At 71.8% G+C, this 19,291-nt stretch carries 17 protein-coding genes and 1 riboswitch; of the genes, 11 read left to right on the top strand and 6 right to left on the bottom strand.

The features are described 5' to 3' along the window. Positions 1 to 41: 41 nt before the first annotated feature. Complete coding sequence (locus ABZ951_RS00895) at positions 42 to 2,378, bottom strand: glycosyl hydrolase family 18 protein (protein WP_344088057.1); 2,337 nt, start codon at positions 2,376 to 2,378, stop codon at positions 42 to 44. Positions 2,379 to 2,816: 438 nt separating this feature from the next. Next, a riboswitch (FMN riboswitch) is annotated at positions 2,817 to 2,947 on the top strand. 159 nt (positions 2,948 to 3,106) lie between these two features. Between ABZ951_RS00895 and ribD the strand changes: the two genes are divergently transcribed. The 10 genes from ribD to ABZ951_RS00845 all read left to right on the top strand — a co-directional run bounded on the left by ribD (position 3,107) and on the right by ABZ951_RS00845 (position 11,923). Further along, on the top strand, positions 3,107 to 4,246 hold the full coding sequence (gene ribD, locus ABZ951_RS00890) for a bifunctional diaminohydroxyphosphoribosylaminopyrimidine deaminase/5-amino-6-(5-phosphoribosylamino)uracil reductase RibD (RefSeq protein ID WP_361278333.1): 1,140 nt from the start codon (positions 3,107 to 3,109) through the stop codon (positions 4,244 to 4,246). A 2-nt stretch (positions 4,247 to 4,248) separates the two neighbouring features. Next, positions 4,249 to 4,872: a riboflavin synthase gene (locus tag ABZ951_RS00885; protein WP_344087744.1), complete on the top strand. Its 624-nt coding sequence runs from the start codon at positions 4,249 to 4,251 to the stop codon at positions 4,870 to 4,872. Beyond that, positions 4,869 to 5,528 (top strand): nicotinamide mononucleotide transporter family protein, encoded by a 660-nt coding sequence (locus ABZ951_RS00880; protein ID WP_344087747.1) that lies wholly within the window; start codon positions 4,869 to 4,871, stop codon positions 5,526 to 5,528. The genes ABZ951_RS00885 and ABZ951_RS00880 overlap by 4 nt, the downstream gene beginning before the upstream one ends. Beyond that, positions 5,525 to 6,805 carry a bifunctional 3,4-dihydroxy-2-butanone-4-phosphate synthase/GTP cyclohydrolase II gene (locus ABZ951_RS00875; RefSeq protein ID WP_344087750.1) on the top strand — a complete coding sequence of 427 codons (1,281 nt, stop codon included), beginning with the start codon at positions 5,525 to 5,527 and terminating at the stop codon, positions 6,803 to 6,805. Before ABZ951_RS00880 ends, ABZ951_RS00875 begins: the two co-directional genes overlap by 4 nt. Positions 6,806 to 6,848: 43 nt before the next feature. Beyond that, a complete protein-coding gene (gene ribH, locus ABZ951_RS00870; RefSeq protein WP_344087753.1) occupies positions 6,849 to 7,334 on the top strand; it encodes a 6,7-dimethyl-8-ribityllumazine synthase in 486 nt (161 codons plus the stop codon). A gap of 33 nt (positions 7,335 to 7,367) precedes the next feature. Then, on the top strand, positions 7,368 to 7,640 hold the full coding sequence (locus ABZ951_RS00865) for a phosphoribosyl-ATP diphosphatase (RefSeq protein ID WP_344087756.1): 273 nt from the start codon (positions 7,368 to 7,370) through the stop codon (positions 7,638 to 7,640). Positions 7,641 to 7,709: 69 nt separating this feature from the next. After that, complete coding sequence (gene hisG, locus ABZ951_RS00860; RefSeq protein ID WP_344087759.1) at positions 7,710 to 8,558, top strand: ATP phosphoribosyltransferase; 849 nt, start codon at positions 7,710 to 7,712, stop codon at positions 8,556 to 8,558. Positions 8,559 to 8,620: 62 nt separating this feature from the next. Then, positions 8,621 to 9,088: a PH domain-containing protein gene (locus ABZ951_RS00855; RefSeq protein WP_344087762.1), complete on the top strand. Its 468-nt coding sequence runs from the start codon at positions 8,621 to 8,623 to the stop codon at positions 9,086 to 9,088. A 367-nt stretch (positions 9,089 to 9,455) separates the two neighbouring features. Continuing rightward, complete coding sequence (locus ABZ951_RS00850) at positions 9,456 to 10,841, top strand: hemolysin family protein (protein ID WP_344087766.1); 1,386 nt, start codon at positions 9,456 to 9,458, stop codon at positions 10,839 to 10,841. Continuing rightward, a complete protein-coding gene (locus tag ABZ951_RS00845) occupies positions 10,838 to 11,923 on the top strand; it encodes a hemolysin family protein (RefSeq protein WP_344087769.1) in 1,086 nt (361 codons plus the stop codon). The genes ABZ951_RS00850 and ABZ951_RS00845 overlap by 4 nt, the downstream gene beginning before the upstream one ends. Positions 11,924 to 11,959: 36 nt before the next feature. Here ABZ951_RS00845 and ABZ951_RS00840 read toward each other — a convergent pair whose 3' ends face one another. Further along, positions 11,960 to 13,879 (bottom strand): AAA family ATPase, encoded by a 1,920-nt coding sequence (locus tag ABZ951_RS00840; RefSeq protein ID WP_344087772.1) that lies wholly within the window; start codon positions 13,877 to 13,879, stop codon positions 11,960 to 11,962. A 479-nt stretch (positions 13,880 to 14,358) separates the two neighbouring features. Beyond that, complete coding sequence (locus ABZ951_RS00835) at positions 14,359 to 15,027, bottom strand: hypothetical protein (protein ID WP_344087775.1); 669 nt, start codon at positions 15,025 to 15,027, stop codon at positions 14,359 to 14,361. A gap of 169 nt (positions 15,028 to 15,196) precedes the next feature. Between ABZ951_RS00835 and ABZ951_RS00830 the strand changes: the two genes are divergently transcribed. After that, complete coding sequence (locus ABZ951_RS00830) at positions 15,197 to 16,588, top strand: peptidase C39 family protein (protein WP_344087778.1); 1,392 nt, start codon at positions 15,197 to 15,199, stop codon at positions 16,586 to 16,588. On the opposite strand, the gene ABZ951_RS00825 is transcribed toward ABZ951_RS00830, so the two are convergent. The 3 genes from ABZ951_RS00825 to ABZ951_RS00815 form a co-directional block, all read right to left on the bottom strand. Beyond that, positions 16,552 to 17,955, bottom strand: a complete 1,404-nt coding sequence (locus ABZ951_RS00825) for a site-specific integrase (protein WP_344087781.1) — start codon at positions 17,953 to 17,955, stop codon at positions 16,552 to 16,554. The two genes, ABZ951_RS00830 and ABZ951_RS00825, sit on opposite strands and share 37 nt — an antisense overlap. Continuing rightward, a complete protein-coding gene (locus tag ABZ951_RS00820) occupies positions 17,912 to 18,169 on the bottom strand; it encodes a hypothetical protein (protein ID WP_344087785.1) in 258 nt (85 codons plus the stop codon). The genes ABZ951_RS00825 and ABZ951_RS00820 overlap by 44 nt, the downstream gene beginning before the upstream one ends. Before the next feature lie 184 nt (positions 18,170 to 18,353). Beyond that, positions 18,354 to 18,848 carry a hypothetical protein gene (locus ABZ951_RS00815; RefSeq protein ID WP_344087788.1) on the bottom strand — a complete coding sequence of 165 codons (495 nt, stop codon included), beginning with the start codon at positions 18,846 to 18,848 and terminating at the stop codon, positions 18,354 to 18,356. Positions 18,849 to 19,291: the final 443 nt, after the last annotated feature.

Raw genomic sequence — 19,291 nt, 5'->3', positions numbered from 1 at the left:
CCGTGCGGGTCGACCCCGCGCCGGACCCCGCGTGCGGTGGGTCAGCAGGCGCCCAGGTCCTGCCACACCCCCCAGGGGCCGGTGGAGCCGGGCTCCTCGCCCTGCGACCACCACTTGGCCTTCCAGGAGCGGGACTTCCAGGAGACGGTGGCGCCGCTGTTGTACACGGCCGCCTTGTCCCACGAGGGCGCGGTGCAGGCGCCGCCGGTGGGGGTTCCGGTGGGCGTTCCGGTCGGGGTGCCCGTCGGCGTTCCGGTCGGGGTCGGGGTCGGGGTGGCACCGCCCGGGTCGACGACCGTCGTGCCGCGGGCCAGGTCACCGGCGAGGGCGTACGTCCTGCCGCCGAAGCTGACGCTCCAGTTCGAGGGGGTGGAGGTGGGCAGGTAGTAGACGAAGTCGATGTCCGCCGAGGCGCCGGGGGCGAGGGACTGGGAGGCCGGCAGCTTCACCGACACCCGGTGGTAGTCGCCCTTGAGCCCGCCGACGTTGCCCGGCCCGGTGTGGTCGCTGCGGATGACCTTCAGGCCCCAGCCGGACTGGTCCTTGGCGTTGCCCGGTGCGGAGCTCGCGTAGTCGAACTGGAACTCCGCCCCGCCGGGGATCGTCGCCTTCGTCCGGTTGACGATGTGGATCTTGGGGTTGATGGGGTAGTTGGAGTCGCCCAGGGGGAATTGGGTGAAGCTCACGTCCAGGTCGATCGCCTGGCTCGGCAGCTCGGTCGTCGCCCGCTTCGCGCCGTAGCCCGGGGCCGCCGCGAACGCGTCGTGCAGGGTGCTGGTGAGGGTGTCGCCCGGCTCGTACTGGCCCTTGCCCGCGTTCCAGCCGTAGTCGCCGGCCAGCTCCCAGATCATGGTGCCGCCCAGGCCCTTGTCGACGACGTACTGCGCCTTGGCCTTCACCGACTGCTCGTCCTCCGTGGAGAGGAAGACCTTCTTCTCGGCGTTCCACAGCCAGGGGGCGGTGAGCGTCTTGTCGTAGGAGCGGGCGTACGTCCCGGTGAGCTTGGTGCCCGCGGGGAAGCCGAACTTGCCGGCGTAGTCCCCGACGACGCCCTTCTCCAGGTTCTTCGCGTGCCACATCGGGTTGGAGCCGGCCGGCGACTCCTTGCCGTTGTCGTCCTTGTCGTGCCACAGGTTGTCGATGCCGACGGCGCCGTCACCGCAGCTGGTCAGGCCCGATCCGGCGGGACAGGAGGTGGCCTTCGCCGTGCCCCACAGGCCGTCGGTGCCGCCGGTGACGTTCTTCCAGCCGCGGGTGTAATACGGCAGGCCGAGGTTGATCCGGCCGGCGGGCAGGGCGCCGCGGAAGTAGTGGTAGGCCCAGTCGCCGTTGAGATAGCCGGTGCCGCCGTACTGGGCGGTGGTGTAGACGCCCCACTTGGCGAGCTCGGCGTCCTTGCCGTCGTCGTACAGCGCGGCGTTGGGGCCGACGAACTCGTTCCAGGCGCCGTGCAGGTCGTACGACATCACATTGACGTAGTCCAGGTACTTCGTGGTCTGGTACGTCTCCATGCCGCGCAGGAGATACGCGGACGAGGGTGCCGCGACGGAGAGGAGGTAGTGCTTCCCGTCGGCCGCGCCCGCCCGGTCGAGCTTCTCGCGCAGCGTCTTCATCAGCGCCGCGTAGCCCTTGTTGAGCCCGCCGCGGCGGGCGTTGGCGAGCACCCAGTCTTTGGGGTGACCGGCGTCCTTCATGGACGTCGGGTACTCGTAGTCGATGTCGACGCCGTTGAAGCCGTATTTCTTGATGAAGGCGACGGCCGAGTCGGCGAAGGTGTCGATGCCGGTCTGGTTGACCGAGCCGTCGGGATTGGTCGCCGCCCGGTAGAAGCCGCCGTCCTCGACGCGCTTGCCGTTCTCGTCGATGTAGCCGCCGGTCTCGGCCCAGCCGCCCACCGAGATGAGCGTCTTGACATTCGGGTGCTGCTTTTTGAACTTGCCCAGCAGGTTGAAGTGCCCCTGGTAGGGCAGGGCCGGGTCCATCTCGGCGCCCTTGACGCCCGGCCAGGTCATCCCGGTCGCCGGGTTGGCGGGGCCGTCGGCGCCGACGGAGATCTTGCTGTCGGGGCCGAGGTGCGCGAAGGCGTAGTTGAGGTGGGTGACCTTGTCCCAGGGGATGTCGGAGGCGAGGTACGCGGGGGTGCCGTCCTTGCCCGTGCGCCAGCCGGTGAAGTAGCCGATGACCCGGCGCTGGTGGCCGGCGCCCATCTTCTCGCGGCCGGCGGAGTCGTACACCGAACAGTAGGGGACGTCGACGCCCGGCGTGGCGTAGAGCCCGTCGGGCCGGCAGGCGGACTGCTCCTCGGCGTGCGAGGCGGTCGCGGAGAGGGTGCCGAGGACGAGCCCCGCCAGCGCGGTGCCGACGGCGGCGAGGGTGATCCCCCGGCGCTGGGGAACGCTTCCGCTTCCGGTACTGGACGGGCTTCCGTTTCTGGATCTGGGTCCGGGTTTGCGTCCGCTTCCGGATCTGCTTCTGGCCAACACGATCGGTTCCTCCAGGTGGGGGGTCCATCGAGCGGGTGGGGGATGTGCGGCGCGCGGCCCAGGGATCGCGCGGGCCCTGGGCCGTATTCCTCGGAGGTGTGGCAGAGGTTAAGAGGACTAGACCAGTGCGTCAATAGGTATGGACCAAGTCGGGCGCAAGGCGTTCCGGAGCTGTTTCCGCCGCTTCCCGCCGCTCCCCGCCCGGCGCCTACTGCGCCACATCACCGTGGACACCGCGCGCCCCGGCGGCGTACGCTCGGACTCGCCGGAGCTGCAGTGTTCAACGAATCCGCAGGTCAGGCATCACGTAGCATGAACTGAGATCCATTTACGCAGCGCACTCCGGGGTCGGTGAAAGTCCGAACCGGCGGTTACAGTCCGCGACCCGTCCGCAGCCAGCGGCCGGTTGACCAGGTGAAATTCCTGGACCGACGGTTAAAGTCCGGATGGGAGGCAGTGCGCGGCGGGCATGCAGCGGCACACCGTCACAGGTGGCCGTCCCTCGTGGGCGGGCCCTCTGTACCGGCCCATCCGGCCACCGGTGTCTCACCGCGGCGTTCCCGCTCTTCGTCGTCTCCGTACGACAGCCCCGGAGTCCGTGCCCGAAGAGGCAGGAGGACCCGGTGGCCACCCGAGAGGGCCCCGTCGAAGCGGACGCCATGCGGCGCGCCATCGCGCTCGCCGCCCGCGCGCTCGGCTCCACCAGCCCCAACCCCGTCGTCGGCTGTGTCGTCCTCGACGCCGCGGGCCGGACGGCCGGCGAGGGCCGGCACCGCCGTGCGGGCGGCCCGCACGCCGAGATCGACGCCCTCCGCGCGGCGGCCGACGCCGGGCACGACGTCCGCGGCGGCACCGCCGTCGTCACCCTCGAACCCTGTAACCACACCGGCCGCACCGGCCCCTGTGCCCAGGCGCTCATCGACGCCGGCATCGCCCGGGTCGTCTACGCCGTCGCCGACCCGAACCCCACCGCCACCGGCGGCGCGGCCACCCTGGCCGCCGCCGGCGTCGACGTCGAGGGCGGCCTCCTCGCGGCCGAGGCCGCCGCCGGCAACGCCGCCTGGCTCACCTCGGTGCTGCGGCGCCGCCCCTTCGTCCTGTGGAAGTACGCCGCCACCCTCGACGGCCGCAGCGCCGCCGCCGACGGCACCAGCCGCTGGATCAGCTCCGCCGAGTCCCGCGCCGACGTGCACCGCCTGCGCGCCGAGGCCGACGCCGTCGTCGTCGGCTCCGGCACCCTGCGCTCCGACGACCCGCACCTGGCCGTCCGCGGCCCTGTGCTCCAGCGCGGCGACGTCACCCAGCCGCTGCGCGTCGTCGTCGACACCCACGCCACCGTCACCCCCGGCGCCCGCGTCCTCGACGCCGCCGCCCCGACCCTGATCGTCGTCGGGGAGGACGCCGACACCCGGCACCTGCCCGGCGCCGACATCGCCCGCCTGCCCGCGGACAAGCCCGGCGGCGGCATCGGCGTCCACGCCCTGCTCGCCGAGCTCCACGGACGCGGGGTCCGCTCCGTGCTGCTGGAGGGCGGGGCCGCCCTCGCCGGGTCCTTCGTCGCGGCCGGCGCCGTCGACCGGGTCGTCGCCTACCTCGCCCCCGCCCTGCTGGGCGCCGGGCCGAGCGCCCTGGGCGACTCCGGCATCGGCACCATCGCCCGGGCCCTGCGCCTGGACGTCACCGACGTCGCCCGCCTCGGCCCCGACCTGCGGATCACCGCGACCCCCCTCGCTTCCGCCTCCACCGCCCCTGAGGAGAACTGAACGTGTTCACCGGAATCGTCGAAGAGCTGGGCCACGTCGTCTCGGTCGAGACCCGCGGGGACTCCTCCCTCTTCCGCCTCCGCGGCCCCGTCGTCACCGAGGGCGCCAAGCACGGTGACTCCATCGCCGTCAACGGCGTCTGCCTCACCGTCGTCGAGACCGCCGACGGCGAGTTCACCGCCGACGTGATGGCCGAATCCCTGAAGCGCTCCAGCCTCGGCGCCCTCGCCCCCGGCTCCCGCGTCAACCTCGAACGCCCCATGGCGCTCGGCGGGCGCCTCGGCGGCCACCTCGTCCAGGGCCACGTCGACGGCACCGGCACCGTCCTGGCGCGCGTCCCCGGCGAGCACTGGGAGATCGTGAAGATCGCCCTTCCGGCCGGGCTGCGCCGCTACGTCGTGGACAAGGGCTCCATCACCGTCGACGGCATCAGCCTCACCGTCGTCGAGGCCGGCGCGGACTTCTTCACCGTCAGCCTCATCCCCACCACGCTGGAGCTGACCACCCTCGGCGTCAAGCAGCCCGGCGACCCGGTCAACCTCGAGGTGGACGTGCTCGCCAAGTACGTCGAGCGGCTGCTCGCCGACGGCGCGGTCCACGGCACCGCCGGAGGGCCGGCCGCATGAGCGCCCTGCACTGGCTCAACAGCGAGGCGTTCGCCGTCCTCGGCCAGCACGTCATCTGGTCCGACATGATCGGCAACACCGTGGGCCTCGCCGCCCTCGCCCTCGGCTGGCGGCGCTCCATATGGACCTGGCCGGCCCAGTTCCTCTCCGGCGTCATCCTCGTCGCCGCCTACGCCTCCGCGCACCTCAGCGGCGGTGTGGGCAAGCAGCTCCTCGTCATCACCGTCGCGGTGTGGGGCTGGCGGCAGTGGCACCAGGGCCGGCAGCGCGCCCAGGACGGCTCGATCGCCGTCCGCTTCGCCACCTGGCGCGAGCGGATCACCCTGCTGGTGGGCACCGCCGTCGGCACCCTCGCCGTCGGCGCCCTGTTCACCGCCGTGCCCGAGCTGTCCTGGAACCCCTGGCCGGACGCGTACATCTTCGTCGGCACCCTCGCCGCGATGGTCGCCCAGGCCCGGGGGCTCATCGAGTTCTGGTTCGCCTGGCTCCTCGTGGACGTCGTCGGCGTCCCCCTCGCCTTCTCCAGCGGCCTGTCGTTCTCCGGCCTCGTCTACGTCATCTATCTCGCCCTCGTCCTGTGGGGCATGCGCGACTGGTGGCTGCGCTCGCGCCGAGGGCGCGTCGAGCAGCCCGCACTGGAAGGAATAGCGGCATGACCGTCCCGCAGAGCTGGCACGACACCGAGGACCTGGCCCTGGACCCCGTCGAGCGCGCCGTCGCCGACATCGCGGCCGGCCGGCCCGTCGTCGTCGTGGACGACGAGAACCGCGAGAACGAGGGCGACCTCGTCGTCGCGGCCGAGAAGGTCACCGCCGAGATCGTGGCGTTCATGATGAGCGAGTGCCGCGGCCTGATCTGCGTACCGCTGGAGGAGCCCGACATCGCCCGGCTCGACCTGCCGCAGATGGTCGAGGACAACACCGAGTCGATGCGCACCGCCTTCACCGTCTCCGTCGACGCGGGCCCCGCGCACGGCACCGGCACCGGCATCTCCGCCGCGGACCGCGCCACCACCATCCGCCTCCTCGCCGACGCCCGCGCCGTCCCCGGCGACTTCGTCCGCCCCGGGCACGTCTTCCCGCTGCGCGCCCGGGCCGGCGGCGTGCTCGTGCGCAACGGCCACACCGAGGCCGGCGTGGATCTGGCCCGGCTCGCCGGGCTCCGCCCCGCCGCCGCGATCGTGGAGATCGCCGGCGAGGACGGCGCCATGCTGCGGCTGCCCGAGCTGATCCCCTTCGCCCGCAAGCACGGCCTGACGATCATCTCCATCGAGGACCTGATCGCCTACCGCCGGGCCGCCGAGCCCACCGTCCGGCGCGAGGCCGAGACCCGGCTGCCCACCGCCTTCGGCGACTTCCGCGCCCACGGCTACCGCTCCACCGTCGACGGCGTCGAGCACATCGCCCTGGTCGCCGGTGACCTCGGCGACGGCCGCGATGTCCTGGTCCGCGTCCACTCCGAGTGCCTGACCGGCGACGTCTTCGGCTCGCTGCGCTGCGACTGCGGCCCCCAGCTGCAGGCGTCCCTGGCCCGGATCGCCGAGGAGGGCCGGGGCGTCGTCCTCTACCTCCGCGGCCACGAGGGGCGCGGCATCGGCCTGCTGCCCAAGCTGCGCGCCTACGAGCTCCAGGAGGACGGCCGCGACACCCTCGACGCCAACCTCGAACTCGGCCTCCCCGCCGACGGCCGCGACTACGCGGCCGGCGCGCAGATCCTCGCCGACCTCGGGGTGCGCTCGCTGCGCCTGATGACCAACAACCCCGACAAGACCGCGGCCCTCGTCCGGCACGGCCTGGAGGTCACCGGCCGCGAGCCCATGCCCGTCCAGGCGGGGGAGCACAACCTCCGGTACCTGCGCACCAAGCGGGACCGGATGGGACACGATCTGCCGTGGCTCGACACCGGCCCCGTGTCCGCCTGCAACAACCAGTAGTCACCTCCTGTCATCGCACCACCCCACCACCCCGAGGAGAACCGTGAGCGGCAAGGGCGCCCCCGAGCTGAGTGTCAAGAACTGCCGAGACCTGCGTGTGGCCGTGATCGCCGCGCAGTGGCACGAGAAGGTGATGGACGGCCTCGTCGACGGCGCCCTGCGCGCCCTGCACGACCTCGGCATCGACGAGCCGACCGTGCTGCGCGTACCGGGCAGCTTCGAGCTCCCCGTCGTCGCCAAGGCCATGGCCGGCCGGGGCTACGACGCGGTCGTCGCCCTCGGCGTCGTCATCCGCGGCGGCACGCCCCACTTCGACTACGTGTGCCAGGGCGTCACCCAGGGCCTCACCCAGGTCTCCGTCGACACCGGCGTCCCCGTCGGCTTCGGCGTCCTGACCTGTGACACCGAGGAGCAGGCCCTGGACCGGGCCGGCATCGAGGGCTCGCGGGAGGACAAGGGCCACGAGGCGGTCACCGCGGCCGTCGCCACCGCCGCGATCCTCCGTTCGGTGTCCGAGCCCTGGCACTGAAGCCGGGAGCGGACCCCGTAGGGTAGGACCACCATGTCCAAGAAGACGTTCGAGGAGCTGTTCACCGAGCTCCAGCAGAAGGCCGCCTCCGGCGACCCCGCCACCTCCCGCACCGCCGAGCTGGTCGACAAGGGCGTCCATGCCATCGGCAAGAAGGTCGTAGAGGAGGCCGCCGAGGTCTGGATGGCCGCCGAGTACGAGGGCGCCGAGGCGACCGCCGAGGAGATCTCCCAGCTCCTCTACCACGTACAGGTGATGATGGTCGCCCGGGGGATCTCCCTCGACGACGTATACGCTCACCTCTGATCAGCACCCCCGCATTTCGACCTGTTCCCCCTGTTTCCCCCGCATCCCCGCACGAAGGAAAACGACCTCATGCTGCGCATCGCCGTTCCCAACAAGGGTTCTCTCTCCGAGCCTGCGTCGGCGATGCTCCATGAGGCCGGCTACCGCCAGCGCAAGGACCGCAGGGAACTGGTCCTCGTCGACGCCGCGAACGATGTCGAGTTCTTCTTCCTGCGTCCCCGTGACATCGCCGTCTACGTGGGCTCGGGCAAGCTCGACATCGGCATCACCGGCCGCGACCTGCTCCTCGACTCCGGCTCCCGGGCCGAGGAGATCATGCAGCTCGGCTTCGCCGGGTCGACGTTCCGCTACGCCACCCGCCCGGGCACGGCCACGGACGTCAGCGAGTTCGGCGGCATGACCGTCGCCACGTCCTTCTCCGGCCTGGTCACCAAGCACCTCGCGGACCACGGCGTCGACGCCTCCGTCGTCCACCTCGACGGCGCCGTCGAGACCGCCATCCAGCTCGGCGTCGCCGAGATCATCGCGGACGTCGTCGAGACCGGCACCACCCTGCGCAACGCCGGCCTGGAGATCATCGGTCAGCCGATCCTGGAGTCGGAGGCGGTCGTCATCCGCCGCGCCGGCGCCCCGGCCGACGACCCCAAGGTGCAGCAGTTCCTCCGCCGCATGCAGGGCGTCCTCGTCGCCCGGCGCTACGTGATGATGGACTACGACATCCGCGTCGAGCACGTCGAGCGCGCCGTCGCCCTCACCCCCGGCCTGGAGTCGCCCACCGTCTCCCCGCTGCACCACGAGGGCTGGGTCGCCGTCCGCTCGATGGTCCCGGCCAAGGACGCCCAGCGGATCATGGACGAGCTCTACGAGCTGGGCGCGCGGGCCATCCTGACCACCGGCATCCACGCCTGCCGCCTCTGACCGCCTTCCCGCCTCTCACCGAGACCCGTTCCCCCCTCACGACGGCCGAAAGAGCGCAAGACGTGCCCACCTCCGTGCCCGCCCCGGGACAGCTGCCGCAGCTGCCGGTCACCTTCCGCCCGACCCGCACCCGGATCGTGCTGCTGAGCCTGGGCGCGGCGCTGCTCGCCGTGCTCACGGTGATGGCGCTGACGCTCGGCACGCTGAACAACGGGGACCGGGCCACCTTCATCGGGACGGGGCTGCTCTTCTTCGGCGTCCTCGCCACCCTGAGCCGCCCCAAGGTCGTCGCCGCCGAGGACGGCGTCACCGTCGTCAATCTGGCGACGAGCCGGCGCCTGGCGTGGGCGCAGATCGTCCGCGTCAACCTCCGCGCCGGTGACGCCTGGGTCCACCTGGACCTCGCCGACGGCACCAGCCTGCCCGCCATGGGCATCCAGCCGGGCATCGCCAAGGAGAAGGCCGTCGCCGACGCCCGGGCGCTCCGCGCCCTCGTCGAAGCGCACGGCACGGGCACCTCCACCACCTGAGCGCTCCGCCGGAAGCCGGGGTGCGTCACCTGCGGGTGCGCTGTGGCCGGCCGTGCGGTTCGGCCGCACCCCTTCGGGGCGCGGCCGAACCGCACCGGACTTCGTCAAGCGCGCTGAGGGCGGGCGTGATCCGGGGCCGCCCCCGGATCACGATCTTTGGCCAAGACCTGGGGTGGCCACGGCCCCCCAGCCCGTCTCCTTGATTACTCTGGTGCCACGGGCACACCCTGCCCCGCCCCGCAGCGCGACACCCGCCGCCCTCACGCGGCCCCGCGGGGCACCTGCGACCCGAGGAGTGACTCCCTCCGGCAATGGACGGACCGTCCTGTAGTACCTGCGCCGCCGCCCGAGACTCGAAGGCGGCGGCATGAGTGTCACCGTCTCCCTGCTGCTGCTCGCGGCAGCCCTGCTCCTGATCCTGGCGAACGGCTTCTTCGTCGCCGCCGAGTTCGGTCTCGTGACCGTCGAGAAGCCGGACGCCGAACAGGCCGCGGCCGCCGGCGACCGCCGCGCCCGGACCGTCGTCGCGTCCCTGCGCGAACTCTCCTTCCAGCTCTCGGGCACCCAACTGGGCATCACCATCACCTCCCTGGTGGTCGGCATGCTCGCCGAACCCGCCCTCGGGCACCTGCTCACCGGGCCGCTCACCGCCGCCGGGCTGCCGGCCGGCGCCGCGCCCGGCACCGCCGTCGTCACGGGGATGCTGACCGCCTCCGCCGTGCAGATGGTCATCGGCGAGCTGGTCCCCAAGAACTGGGCGGTCTCCAGGCCGCTGCAGGTCGCGCGCTTCGTCGCCGGCCCCCAGCACGCCTTCGCCCACCTCTTCCGCCCCGTCATCACCCTGCTCAACACCGTCGCCAACCGGCTGGTCCGGGCCCTGGGCGTCGAGCCCGCCGAGGAGCTGGCGTCCGCCCGCACCCCCGGCGAACTCGTCTCCCTCGCCCGGCACTCGGCCCGCGCCGGCGCCCTGGAGCAGGACACCGCCGATCTGTTCGTCCGCACGCTCTCCCTGGGCGACCTGACCGCGCAGCACGTGATGACCCCCCGGGTGAAGGTCAGCGCCCTGCAGTCCTCCGCGACCGCCGAGGACGTCCTGAACCTCACCCGCGCCACCGGCCTGTCCCGTTTCCCCGTCTACCACGAGCGCCTGGACGAGATCACCGGCATGGTCCACCTCAAGAACGCCCTCGCGGTCCCCGGCCCGGACCGGCTGCGCACCCCCGTCGGGCGGATCGCCGTCGCCCCCCTGCTCGTCCCCGGCTCCCTGCCCGTGGCGCCGCTGCTGGAGCGGCTGCGCAGCGAGCAGCCGATAGCCGTCGTCGTCGACGAGTACGGCGGCACCGCCGGGGTGGTGACCCTGGAGGACATCGTCGAGGAACTCGTCGGCGAGGTCCGCGACGAGCACGACGCCGAGACCGAGCGGCCCGCGCTCGCGACCGTCGCCTGCGAGGACGGCCGCCCGGCCTGGGACGCCGACGGCGGCTGCCGCGTTGACGCCCTGCGCCGCATCGGCCTGGAGGCGCCCGACGGCCCCTACGAGACCGTCGCCGGCCTCGTGGCGGACCTGCTCGGCCGCATCCCCGCCCCCGGCGACACCGCCGAACTGCCCGGCTGGCGGCTGTCCGTGCGGCAGGTGGGGCACCACCGCGCGGAGCGCGTGCGCCTCACCCGCACGGCGGGCCGGCCCCCGGCCCCGGGCACCTGCCCGGGCGACCTCGTGGGCAGCCCGGCGGGCCGGGGGGTGCGGCGATGAGCGCCCTGCAACTCCTCTTCGCCCTGCTGCTGGTGCTCGCCAACGGCTTCTTCGTCGGCGCCGAGTTCGCACTCGTCTCCGTGCGGCGCAGCCAGATCGAGCCCCGGGCCGCCGAGGGCTCGGCCCGCGCCCGCACGGTCCTGACCGGCCTGGAGAGCCTCCCGCAGATGATGGCGGCGGCGCAGTTCGGCATCACCCTCTGCTCCCTGACGCTCGGCGCGGTCGCCGAGCCGACCGTGGCCCACCTGCTGGAGCCCCTCTTCCACACCGCGGGCCTGCCCGAGGGCCTGATCCACCCCCTGGGCTATGTGCTGGCCCTGGCCCTCGTGGTCTTCCTGCACCTGGTCATCGGCGAGATGGTGCCGAAGAACCTCGCCATGTCCGCCCCCGACCGGGCGGCCCTGTGGCTCGGCCCGGGGCTCGTCGCCTTCGCCCGGCTGTGCCGCCCGGTCACCGCGCTCCTGGGCGCCTGCGCCCACGGGGTGCTGCGGCTGTTCCGCGTCGAGCCCAAGGACGAGGTGGAGGCCGTCTTCACCAGCGAGCAGCTCAACCGGCTGGTGGAGGACTCCGCCCAGGCCGGCCTCCTGGAGGCGGCCGAGCAGGAGCGCCTGGAGGACGCGCTGGGCCTGGGCAGCCGCCCGGTCACGGACGTCCTCCTCGACCCGGCGGCGCTGGTGACCGTCGCCCCCTCCGTCACCCCCCGGCAGATCGAGGAGCTCACCGTCCGCACCGGCTACTCCCGCTTCCCGGTGACCGGCCCCGGCGGCGCCTTCATGGGCTACCTCCACGTCAAGGACGTCCTGGACCTGGAGGACCGGGAGCGGGCCGTGCCGCAGCACGTCTGGCGGCGCGTGGAGACCCTGCGGGCCGAACTGCCCCTGGACGACGCCCTGACCGTGATGCGGCGGGCCGCCGCGCACCTGGCCGCCGTCGCCGACGGCTCGGGGCGGGTCCTGGGCCTGGTGGCCCTGGAGGACGTCCTGGAGAAGCTCGTCGGCGAGGTCCGGGACCCGGCGCACCGGCTGCCCGCCGTGCAGCTGGGCGACCCGCGGCTGCCGCGCGAGGAGGCCATGGTGGGCTGACCCGGGCCGGCCCGGGTCAGCCGGGCCGGCCCGGCCTCACACCGGGTCTTGCGGGTCCCGCGAACCGGGCCGGGGGGAGTTCCAGCCCGGCCCGGACAGGACCTCGCCGTACGCCTGCATCAGGTCCGGCAGGCGCAGCGTGGCGAGGTCGTCCCGGGTGGGCGTGCCCGGGTACCCCGAGAGCCGCAGATCGCGGTACGCGCAGCTCTTCTCGTACAGCGTGCGCAGGAAGCGGCCGTTGCCCAGCTCGTCGATCCAGCCCTGGTCGACGACGTGCCCGCTGATGCTGCGCAGCTCCTCCAGCGCCTCCTCGTCCCACTGGTCGCCGTTCTCGGCGGCCAGGACCTCGCCGATGCTGGTGAGCTCGCGGGGGCGGTAGCTGGGGAAGTCGACGCGGGTGGTGAAGCGGGAGCCGAGGCCGGGGTTGGCGGCGAGCAGCCGGTCCATGCCCTCGGGGTAGCCGGCGAGGATGACGACCAGCCGGTCGCGGTTGTCCTCCGCGCGCTTGAGGAGCACCTGCAGGGCCTCGTCGCCGTAGGCGTCGCCCTTGCTGTAGCCGGAGTTGGAGAGGCTGTACGCCTCGTCGACGAAGAGGACTCCGCCGAGCGCGGAGTCGATCAGCTCGTTGGCCTTGACCGCCGTCTGGCCCAGGAACTCGCCGACGAGGTCGGCGCGCTGGGCCTCCACCAGGTGGTCGCCGCCGAGCAGCCCCAGGGCGTAGAAGACCCGGCCGAGGATCCGGGCGACGGTCGTCTTGCCGGTGCCTGAGGGGCCGGAGAAGACGAAGTGCCGCTTGGGCGGCTGGACGGGCAGGCCCTGACCGGCCCGCAGCCGGGCCATGTGCAGCTGCGCCGACAGCGCCCGCACCTGGCGTTTGACCGGGTCCAGGCCCACCATCCGCTCCAGCTCGGAGAGCGCCTTCGCCAGCAGCACGGGGTCGGAGGGGCCGGGCGCCGACTGCCCCGTGGGCTGCGCCGGGACCCGGACCTTGCGGCGAACGCCGTCGGGCCCCTCGGGCCCGGCCTGCGGCGAGGCGGTGGGCTGCGGGTCGGTGCCGGTGAGCACTCCCCGGCCGTCGAGGGCGTCGGAGGCGCCCGGCAGGTCCGCGTCCGGCCCCGGGTCGGCGCCCGGCCCGGTGTCCTGGCCGGGGCCGCCCAGGGTCATCGGGGCCAGCCCCAGGTGGTCGTCCAGGCCGTCCCCGTCGGCGATGGCGGTGAGCCGGGCCGAGGTGTCCATGAACGACGGGTCCACCCGGTGCACGGCGCGGTAGAGGGGGAGGGCGGCGGCGCTGCGCCCGGTGCCCTCGTGGGCGCGGGCGAGCCAGTACCGCAGCTCCTTGCGCTGCGGCTGCTCGCTGCGGCAGCGCATCAGGGCGGCGGCCAGCAGGGGCTCGGCCTGGCCGTACATCTCCAGGCGCACCCGGGCCATGCCGCCGAACAGGCCGGCCTCGATGCCGAGCAGCGGGTCGTCCAGCAGGGGCTCGGTGTGGCGGACGAGCAGCTCCCAGTCCTTGACGAGGTAGGCGCGGCAGGCGTGCAGGAAACGGGCCTGCGGGTCGGTCTCGACGGGCGGGCAGCCGGCCAGTGCCCGGTCCAGCTCGGGCACGTGGCGGCCGTCGAGCCAGTGCGAGGCGTGGGCCAGCAGCAGATCGCGGCCGCTCTCCAGCACCGGCTGGACCCACCAGCCCAGCCAGTACCAGGAGTTCAGGGTGCGCCGGTGGCGGGCGCGCTGCTCGCCGAAGCGGTCGCGGTGGCGGTACATGCGCAGCAGCGCGGTGGTGGTGTCGGCGCGCAGCGCGTGCAGGCCGAGCCAGGCGTCGGCCATCGCCGGGTCGACGCGGACCGCGCTGCGGAACTCCTCCTCGGCCTGTGCGTACGCGCCCATGGTGTAGGCGTCGACGGCGCGCAGCCAGGCGAGATCGGCCGGGGCGGCTGGGCCCTGCATGCCGAAATCCATCACGTCCCCCACAAACCGTGCCCCCGTAGCGTGCTGCCGGGCGAGTGCCTGGTACGCCTTTCCGAACCGCTGTGCTGTGGACGGGAGTTGACCAGTGTGCCGACGCACCCGCCGATAGGTGCGCCGCTCGCATCGTACCTGCGCGAATGGTGTCGGCCGAAGGGTGCCGCACCGCCGATCACGGCGGAAAAACGATCCTGGGGCGGCCGGAAAGCGGCGGGGAGGATGGTCACCCTGGGTGAGGATTGTCTCGGAACAAAGCGTCCGAAAGGGGCGTCGGCGGGTGGTACGAAGCCCCCGATCACGGGGGAACAACCGGGGGCTTCGCGTCCGAAGGCGGCCGGCTCCAGCCGCACAATGAGAACGTAAGTCCTGTACGCCCCCTCGGTCAAGCCGAGTTGGCGCAGTCGGCGGGGATCCGACGGCGGCGACGGCCGGTCGTACGGCAGTTGCTCACTGAGGGTGACAATGGGGGGAGTTCAGGCGGTCCCGCGGGGCCCCGGAAGCACCTCGTACCCCTCATCGCGCTGAAGAATCAGCAGTTCGGCGTACGGGCGCGTGGGGTCGGCCGTGAAATGTTCGCGCTCCGCTCGCTTCCAGCCTTCCCAGAATTCGGTCAGCCCGGGGCCGTCGCGGAGTTGACCCCTTTCCCAGGAGTGCTCATCTGTCAACTCCATCCACAGCAGACACGCCAGATGGGGGCGCAGCGCCCGGCGTCCCGCCCCGACCCCTTCCACGAGGACGACGGGGGCGGCCGCCAGCTCGCGCTCCTCGTCCGCGAACCGCCGCGCCACCCAGTCGTACGCGCGGTACCGCGCGGTCCGCCCGCGCGCGAGGGGCGCCAGGACCTGCTCGCGCAGCCGCCCGGTCCACGCGAACAGCTCCTCGTGCGTGGCGAGGTCGTCCAGGTGGAGCACCGGCGCCCCGCCCAGCGCCGCCGCCAGCCGCCCGCTGAAGGTGGTCTTCCCCGAGCCCGCGTACCCGTCGACGGCCACCAGCCGCACCGGGCCGAGCGAGGGGGGCGCCACGCGCAGCCGTTCGACCAGGTCGGTCAGGTCGTGCGGAGCCGGGTGGTGCGGAGCGGCCGGGCCGGGCGGTGGGGTGTGCGGGGCTGCGGGGGAGGGAGAGCCGTGGGGGGATTCGGTCATCTGATCACCCTATGGCGGGGTACGGGACGGGCCCGTATTGGGGACGTGCCGTACGGGGAATCACTGGCTCGCGCCCCCCACCCGCGCCACCACCGCACCCGCACAGATCTCCATCCGCACAGATCACCACCGCACAGACCGCCATCCGCAGACGACTGGGGACCTCACCATGTCCAGCAGACCCACGCCCCGCCGCACCGTGCTCACCGCCGCCCTCGGAACGATGGCGGCCACCGCTGTCGCCGCCGGCTCTTCCCTGTCCTTCGCCGCCCCCTCCGGGACGTCCCCGGGCGCGGGCGCGGCCTCGTCCGGCCCGGAGGCCACCGTCGACCACCGCGCCTGGACCACCGCCGACGACTGGCTGCGCGGCACCGCCCACGGCACCGCCCCCCGCTCCCGCGGGCGCACCGGCCTGGTCATCGACCACACCGTGGGCACCCTCGACCACACCGATCCGCACACCGGCACCAAGGCCACCTGGGAGTACGCCACCTGGACCGCCCCCCTCCACACGCCGTCCGCCCCGGCGAGCGAGATCATCGCCTCCTGGAACGCCCGCACCCCCGCCGGCACCTGGATCCAGGCCGAGGTGCGCGCGACGTACACCGACCGCCGGTCGACCCCCTGGTACGTGCTGGGCCACTGGACCTCCGGCGACGCCGCGGGCGACATCCGCCGCACCTCCGTCGACGGCCAGGGCGACGGCCGCAGCAGCGTGTCCACCGACACCCTCGCCGTCGACGCCCCGGCGAGCGGCCTGCGCTTCGCCTCCTACGAGCTGCGGCTCACCCTCTGCCGCAGGCCGGGCACCCGCCTCACCCCCACCGTGTGGCGGCTCGGCGCCATGGGCTCCGACATCCCCGACCGCTTCACCGTGCCCGCGTCGGTACCGGGCGAGGCGGCGGGGCGCGAGCTGAAGGTGCCGCGCTACTCGCAGGAGATCCACAAGGGGCAGTACCCCGAGTACGACAACGGCGGCGAGGCATGGTGCAGTCCGACCTCCTCGCAGATGGTCGTCGAGTACTGGGGCCGCCGGCCCACCGCCGCCGATCTCGCCTGGGTGAACCCCGCGTACGCCGACCCCCAGGTGTGCCACGCCGCCCGGCACACCTTCGACTACCAGTACAAGGGCTGCGGCAACTGGCCGTTCAACGCCGCCTACGCCGCCACGTACCCCGGCATGCAGGGCGTCGTGACCCGGCTGCGCTCCCTCGGTGACGCCGAGAAGCTGATCCGGGCCGGAATTCCGGTGATCACCTCGCAGTCCTTCCTCGCCTCCGAGCTCGACGGCGCGGGGTACGGGACCGCCGGTCACCTGATGTGCGTGGTGGGCTTCACCCGCCAGGGTGATGTCGTGGCCAACGACCCGGCGAGCGCGTCGAACGCGGAGGTCCGGCGGGTCTACCGCCGCCGGCAGTTCGAGAACATCTGGCTCAGGACCAAGCGCTATAACGCCGAGGGCCAGGTCAGGGGCGGTTCGGGGGGCGTGTGTTACCTCTACTTCCCGGTCGACCTTTCCCCAGGTCAGCGGCTTGCCTTGGCAAGCGTAGGCGTTCGCTGAGGTGCCACAGAGACCTCGACGGGGATGTCGTCGAGGTCTCCCGGCGCCAGTCCTATGGGGCCCGAGGGAGAATCTGGGGAGATCTTTTTGGGATTGCCCTCAAACCAGAGGTCCATGGCGGCCCTGCCCCGACCATCAGCTTCGGGCATCATGTGTGCATAGATCCGCAGCGTGATCGATGGGTTGGCGTGCCCCAGCCAGTTGGAGACTGACACGATGGATTCTCGGGCATCCAGTTGCACTGAGGCGAACGTGTGCCGAAGGCTGTGGAAGCCGTGCTCACGGCTGCTCTCAAACTGGAGGACCTTTCTTCCTCCGGGACGGGTTCGGTGTGGCCGGACTACCACCGCCCCGTCGTTGATCACACCTGCAGCTGCCAGGGCCGGCTTCCAGCTTCGGAGGTTCCACGAGTCCCGCCTGATCACGTGCCCCCGTGTGCTGGTGACAACGAGTCTGTGAGTCTGCGGAGCGCGCTCCTTGGCCTGCCGTTCGGTCTCCGGTATCGCCGGGTCGCCCCAAGGGAGTGTCGAGTCCCGAGGCGGAAATGCTCCCAAATGGGCCTTGAGCTGCCGGGCAAGGTAGCCGGGCAAGGGTACGCTGCGCGTCTTGCCGCCCTTGGGCAGAGCGAAGATGAGTGCGCCGCCGACCTTCTTCACCTGCCGCCGCACGCGCAGGAAGCCCGCCTGGAAGTCGATGTCGTCGACGGAAAGGCCCAGCACCTCACCCTGTCGCAGTCCGGCGCCCACCCCGAGGTCCACCATGATGCGGAAGCGTTCAGGCAAGGCTGCCTGTACGGCCGCGACTTGCTGACGGCTCCAGGCGCGGGCCTTGCGCTCAGGCACCTTGGGCGGGCTGATGGTCTTCGCTTTGCAGGGATTCCGGGTGATCTTCTCATCATCGACGGCGCATTCAAGGATGTTGGACAAGTATGCCCACACCGCGTTGGCCGTTCCAGGGCCGATCTTGCCTTCAAGCGTCTTCAGCCAGATGCGGAGTGTGGCGACCTTGATCTCCCTGATCGGGAGCTCTCCGAGGTGAGGCAGGACATGTGTCCACACCCGCCCTCTGATCGTCTCCAGGGTGGCCGGATCCGCAGTCAGCGCCGGCCACCAGTCGCTCTCAACGTACTCGCGCAGTAGCACCTTGCCTGCGCGGGGATCGACGAACTCGCCTGCGAGGCTCTGGGCCTGTGCTCGGGCTTTCCACTTGTCGGCGTCCCCCTTCGCGTCGAAGCTGCGTGCCCGCACTCCGGGGATGCCGGTGACCTTGTACCGCTTGCCCTTGCCGTAGAGGGCGGTCTTGCGCTTCTTCCCGGTGGCTGGGTCAGGACGTTTGGTCCACCATCGATCCTCGACGTACCCGGGCATAGTCGAACCCCTTCAGCTCCGGCGAAGCCATGCTGACGATCTCGCCTCTCCATAGCTGGAACCATTGTCCGCCAGCGAGGACTTGGGCGGTGGCGGAGTTGAGCCCTGCGACGCCTTCGGGCAGGAACAGGCCCCGGCAGAGCTCGAATGTGACGCTGCCTCGAACCTCCTTGACGCGGACTGGCTCGTAGTCGGTGAGGTCGTCGCTGTACACGTACCGGACAGTCAGCATCCTGCACCCCCGTGTGCTTGCGCAGGGGTTTGGGGGAGCCCCTGAGGCAGTTGTGTTCGGATGCGGAAACATACCGTCCCGAATCGGCGCCTACAACAGTCTGGCAAGGGGCTGATTTTGCGAAATCATGAACATGCAGGCCAGGGGTGTTTACGTGAAGAGTGGACTAGTCCGCTTCCGTGTTGACCTGGTCGGCCGCCTCGATCATGGCGCGCCATTTCCGCTTCTCGGACTTCTCCATGCCGGCGAGGTGGGCCACGATCACGCGCACGTCATCGTCGTAGCCCGAGAGCTCGGTTGCCCGGTAGTCCAGGTACTGGATAGCCGCTGCGCGCTGTACGACCGACAGGGGCTTGCGGAGTGCTGCGGCAATGGCTCGCAGGCGGGCGGGCGAGGGGGCTTGGGTGACCGAGTTCGTCGCCAGCTTGTGCAGGTAGGGCTTGGATACTCCCTCGCCGGTCTCAGGGTCTACCGCCCGTTCCGCCAGCTTCTGGTACGAGTCGCCGTTTCCGTCATCATTCGCCTCGCGCACGAGCTGGCTCAGGGCGTCCCGGTCCATCTCGTGCACCAGGCTGTCGGGCAGGGCTTCGCGCGGGGTGCCGTCGTGGTTGAGCTCGGGGGCTGACGCCTCCATGCCGCTGTCCTTTCGCGTCTCGTCCACACCGGCCGTCTCTCCAGTGGGTCGTTCTGGTCCTGCTTGCTGCAGGCCAGGCCGTACAACCATTCCCGGTCGCAGACGAATCGTCTACAGGTCAATGCTATCTACCTGGACTTTCCCTGGGAACTTCACATCCAGTCGTTCTGATCTGTAGACGTGGCGTCTCTGATCTGCTTCACTGTTCTCAAGCGAAGACGCTTCGTCTCAATGGAGAGCCATTGCGAGTGCGATACACGCTTCGTGACCGGAACATCCTGCAGTGGGTCATGCAGCACCCCGGTCGAGGCGCCCCTTACACCGTCAGATCCCTCGCCGAGGCCATCGGCCTCACGCACCACTCCCTGGTCGGCCACCTGCTCAGCGGTCGAACTCGGGACTGTGACCTCGAAACCGCCCATGCCATCGCCGGAGCCGTCGGCGTGGCAGTCCTGGTCCTCTTTGCGCCC

The organism is Streptomyces sp. NPDC046215 (assembly GCF_040646215.1).
GTDB classification, from domain to species: domain Bacteria; phylum Actinomycetota; class Actinomycetes; order Streptomycetales; family Streptomycetaceae; genus Streptomyces; species Streptomyces stramineus.
Note: the sequence above shows the minus strand (reverse complement) of the source record. Positions and strands in the feature narration are given on the sequence as shown.

What these genes read in the sequence shown, in the direction of transcription:
- ABZ951_RS00840 (WP_344087772.1), bottom strand. Translation starts at nt 13,879, where the DNA reads ATGGATTTCGGCATGCAGGGCCCAGCCGCCCCGGCCGATCTCGCCTGG.
- ABZ951_RS00825 (WP_344087781.1), bottom strand. Translation starts at nt 17,955, where the DNA reads ATGCCCGGGTACGTCGAGGATCGATGGTGGACCAAACGTCCTGACCCA.
- ABZ951_RS00850 (WP_344087766.1), top strand. Translation starts at nt 9,456, where the DNA reads ATGAGTGTCACCGTCTCCCTGCTGCTGCTCGCGGCAGCCCTGCTCCTG.
- ABZ951_RS00845 (WP_344087769.1), top strand. Translation starts at nt 10,838, where the DNA reads ATGAGCGCCCTGCAACTCCTCTTCGCCCTGCTGCTGGTGCTCGCCAAC.
- ABZ951_RS00830 (WP_344087778.1), top strand. Translation starts at nt 15,197, where the DNA reads ATGTCCAGCAGACCCACGCCCCGCCGCACCGTGCTCACCGCCGCCCTC.
- ABZ951_RS00865 (WP_344087756.1), top strand. Translation starts at nt 7,368, where the DNA reads ATGTCCAAGAAGACGTTCGAGGAGCTGTTCACCGAGCTCCAGCAGAAG.
- ABZ951_RS00835 (WP_344087775.1), bottom strand. Translation starts at nt 15,027, where the DNA reads ATGACCGAATCCCCCCACGGCTCTCCCTCCCCCGCAGCCCCGCACACC.
- ABZ951_RS00880 (WP_344087747.1), top strand. Translation starts at nt 4,869, where the DNA reads ATGAGCGCCCTGCACTGGCTCAACAGCGAGGCGTTCGCCGTCCTCGGC.
- ABZ951_RS00875 (WP_344087750.1), top strand. Translation starts at nt 5,525, where the DNA reads ATGACCGTCCCGCAGAGCTGGCACGACACCGAGGACCTGGCCCTGGAC.
- hisG (WP_344087759.1), top strand. Translation starts at nt 7,710, where the DNA reads ATGCTGCGCATCGCCGTTCCCAACAAGGGTTCTCTCTCCGAGCCTGCG.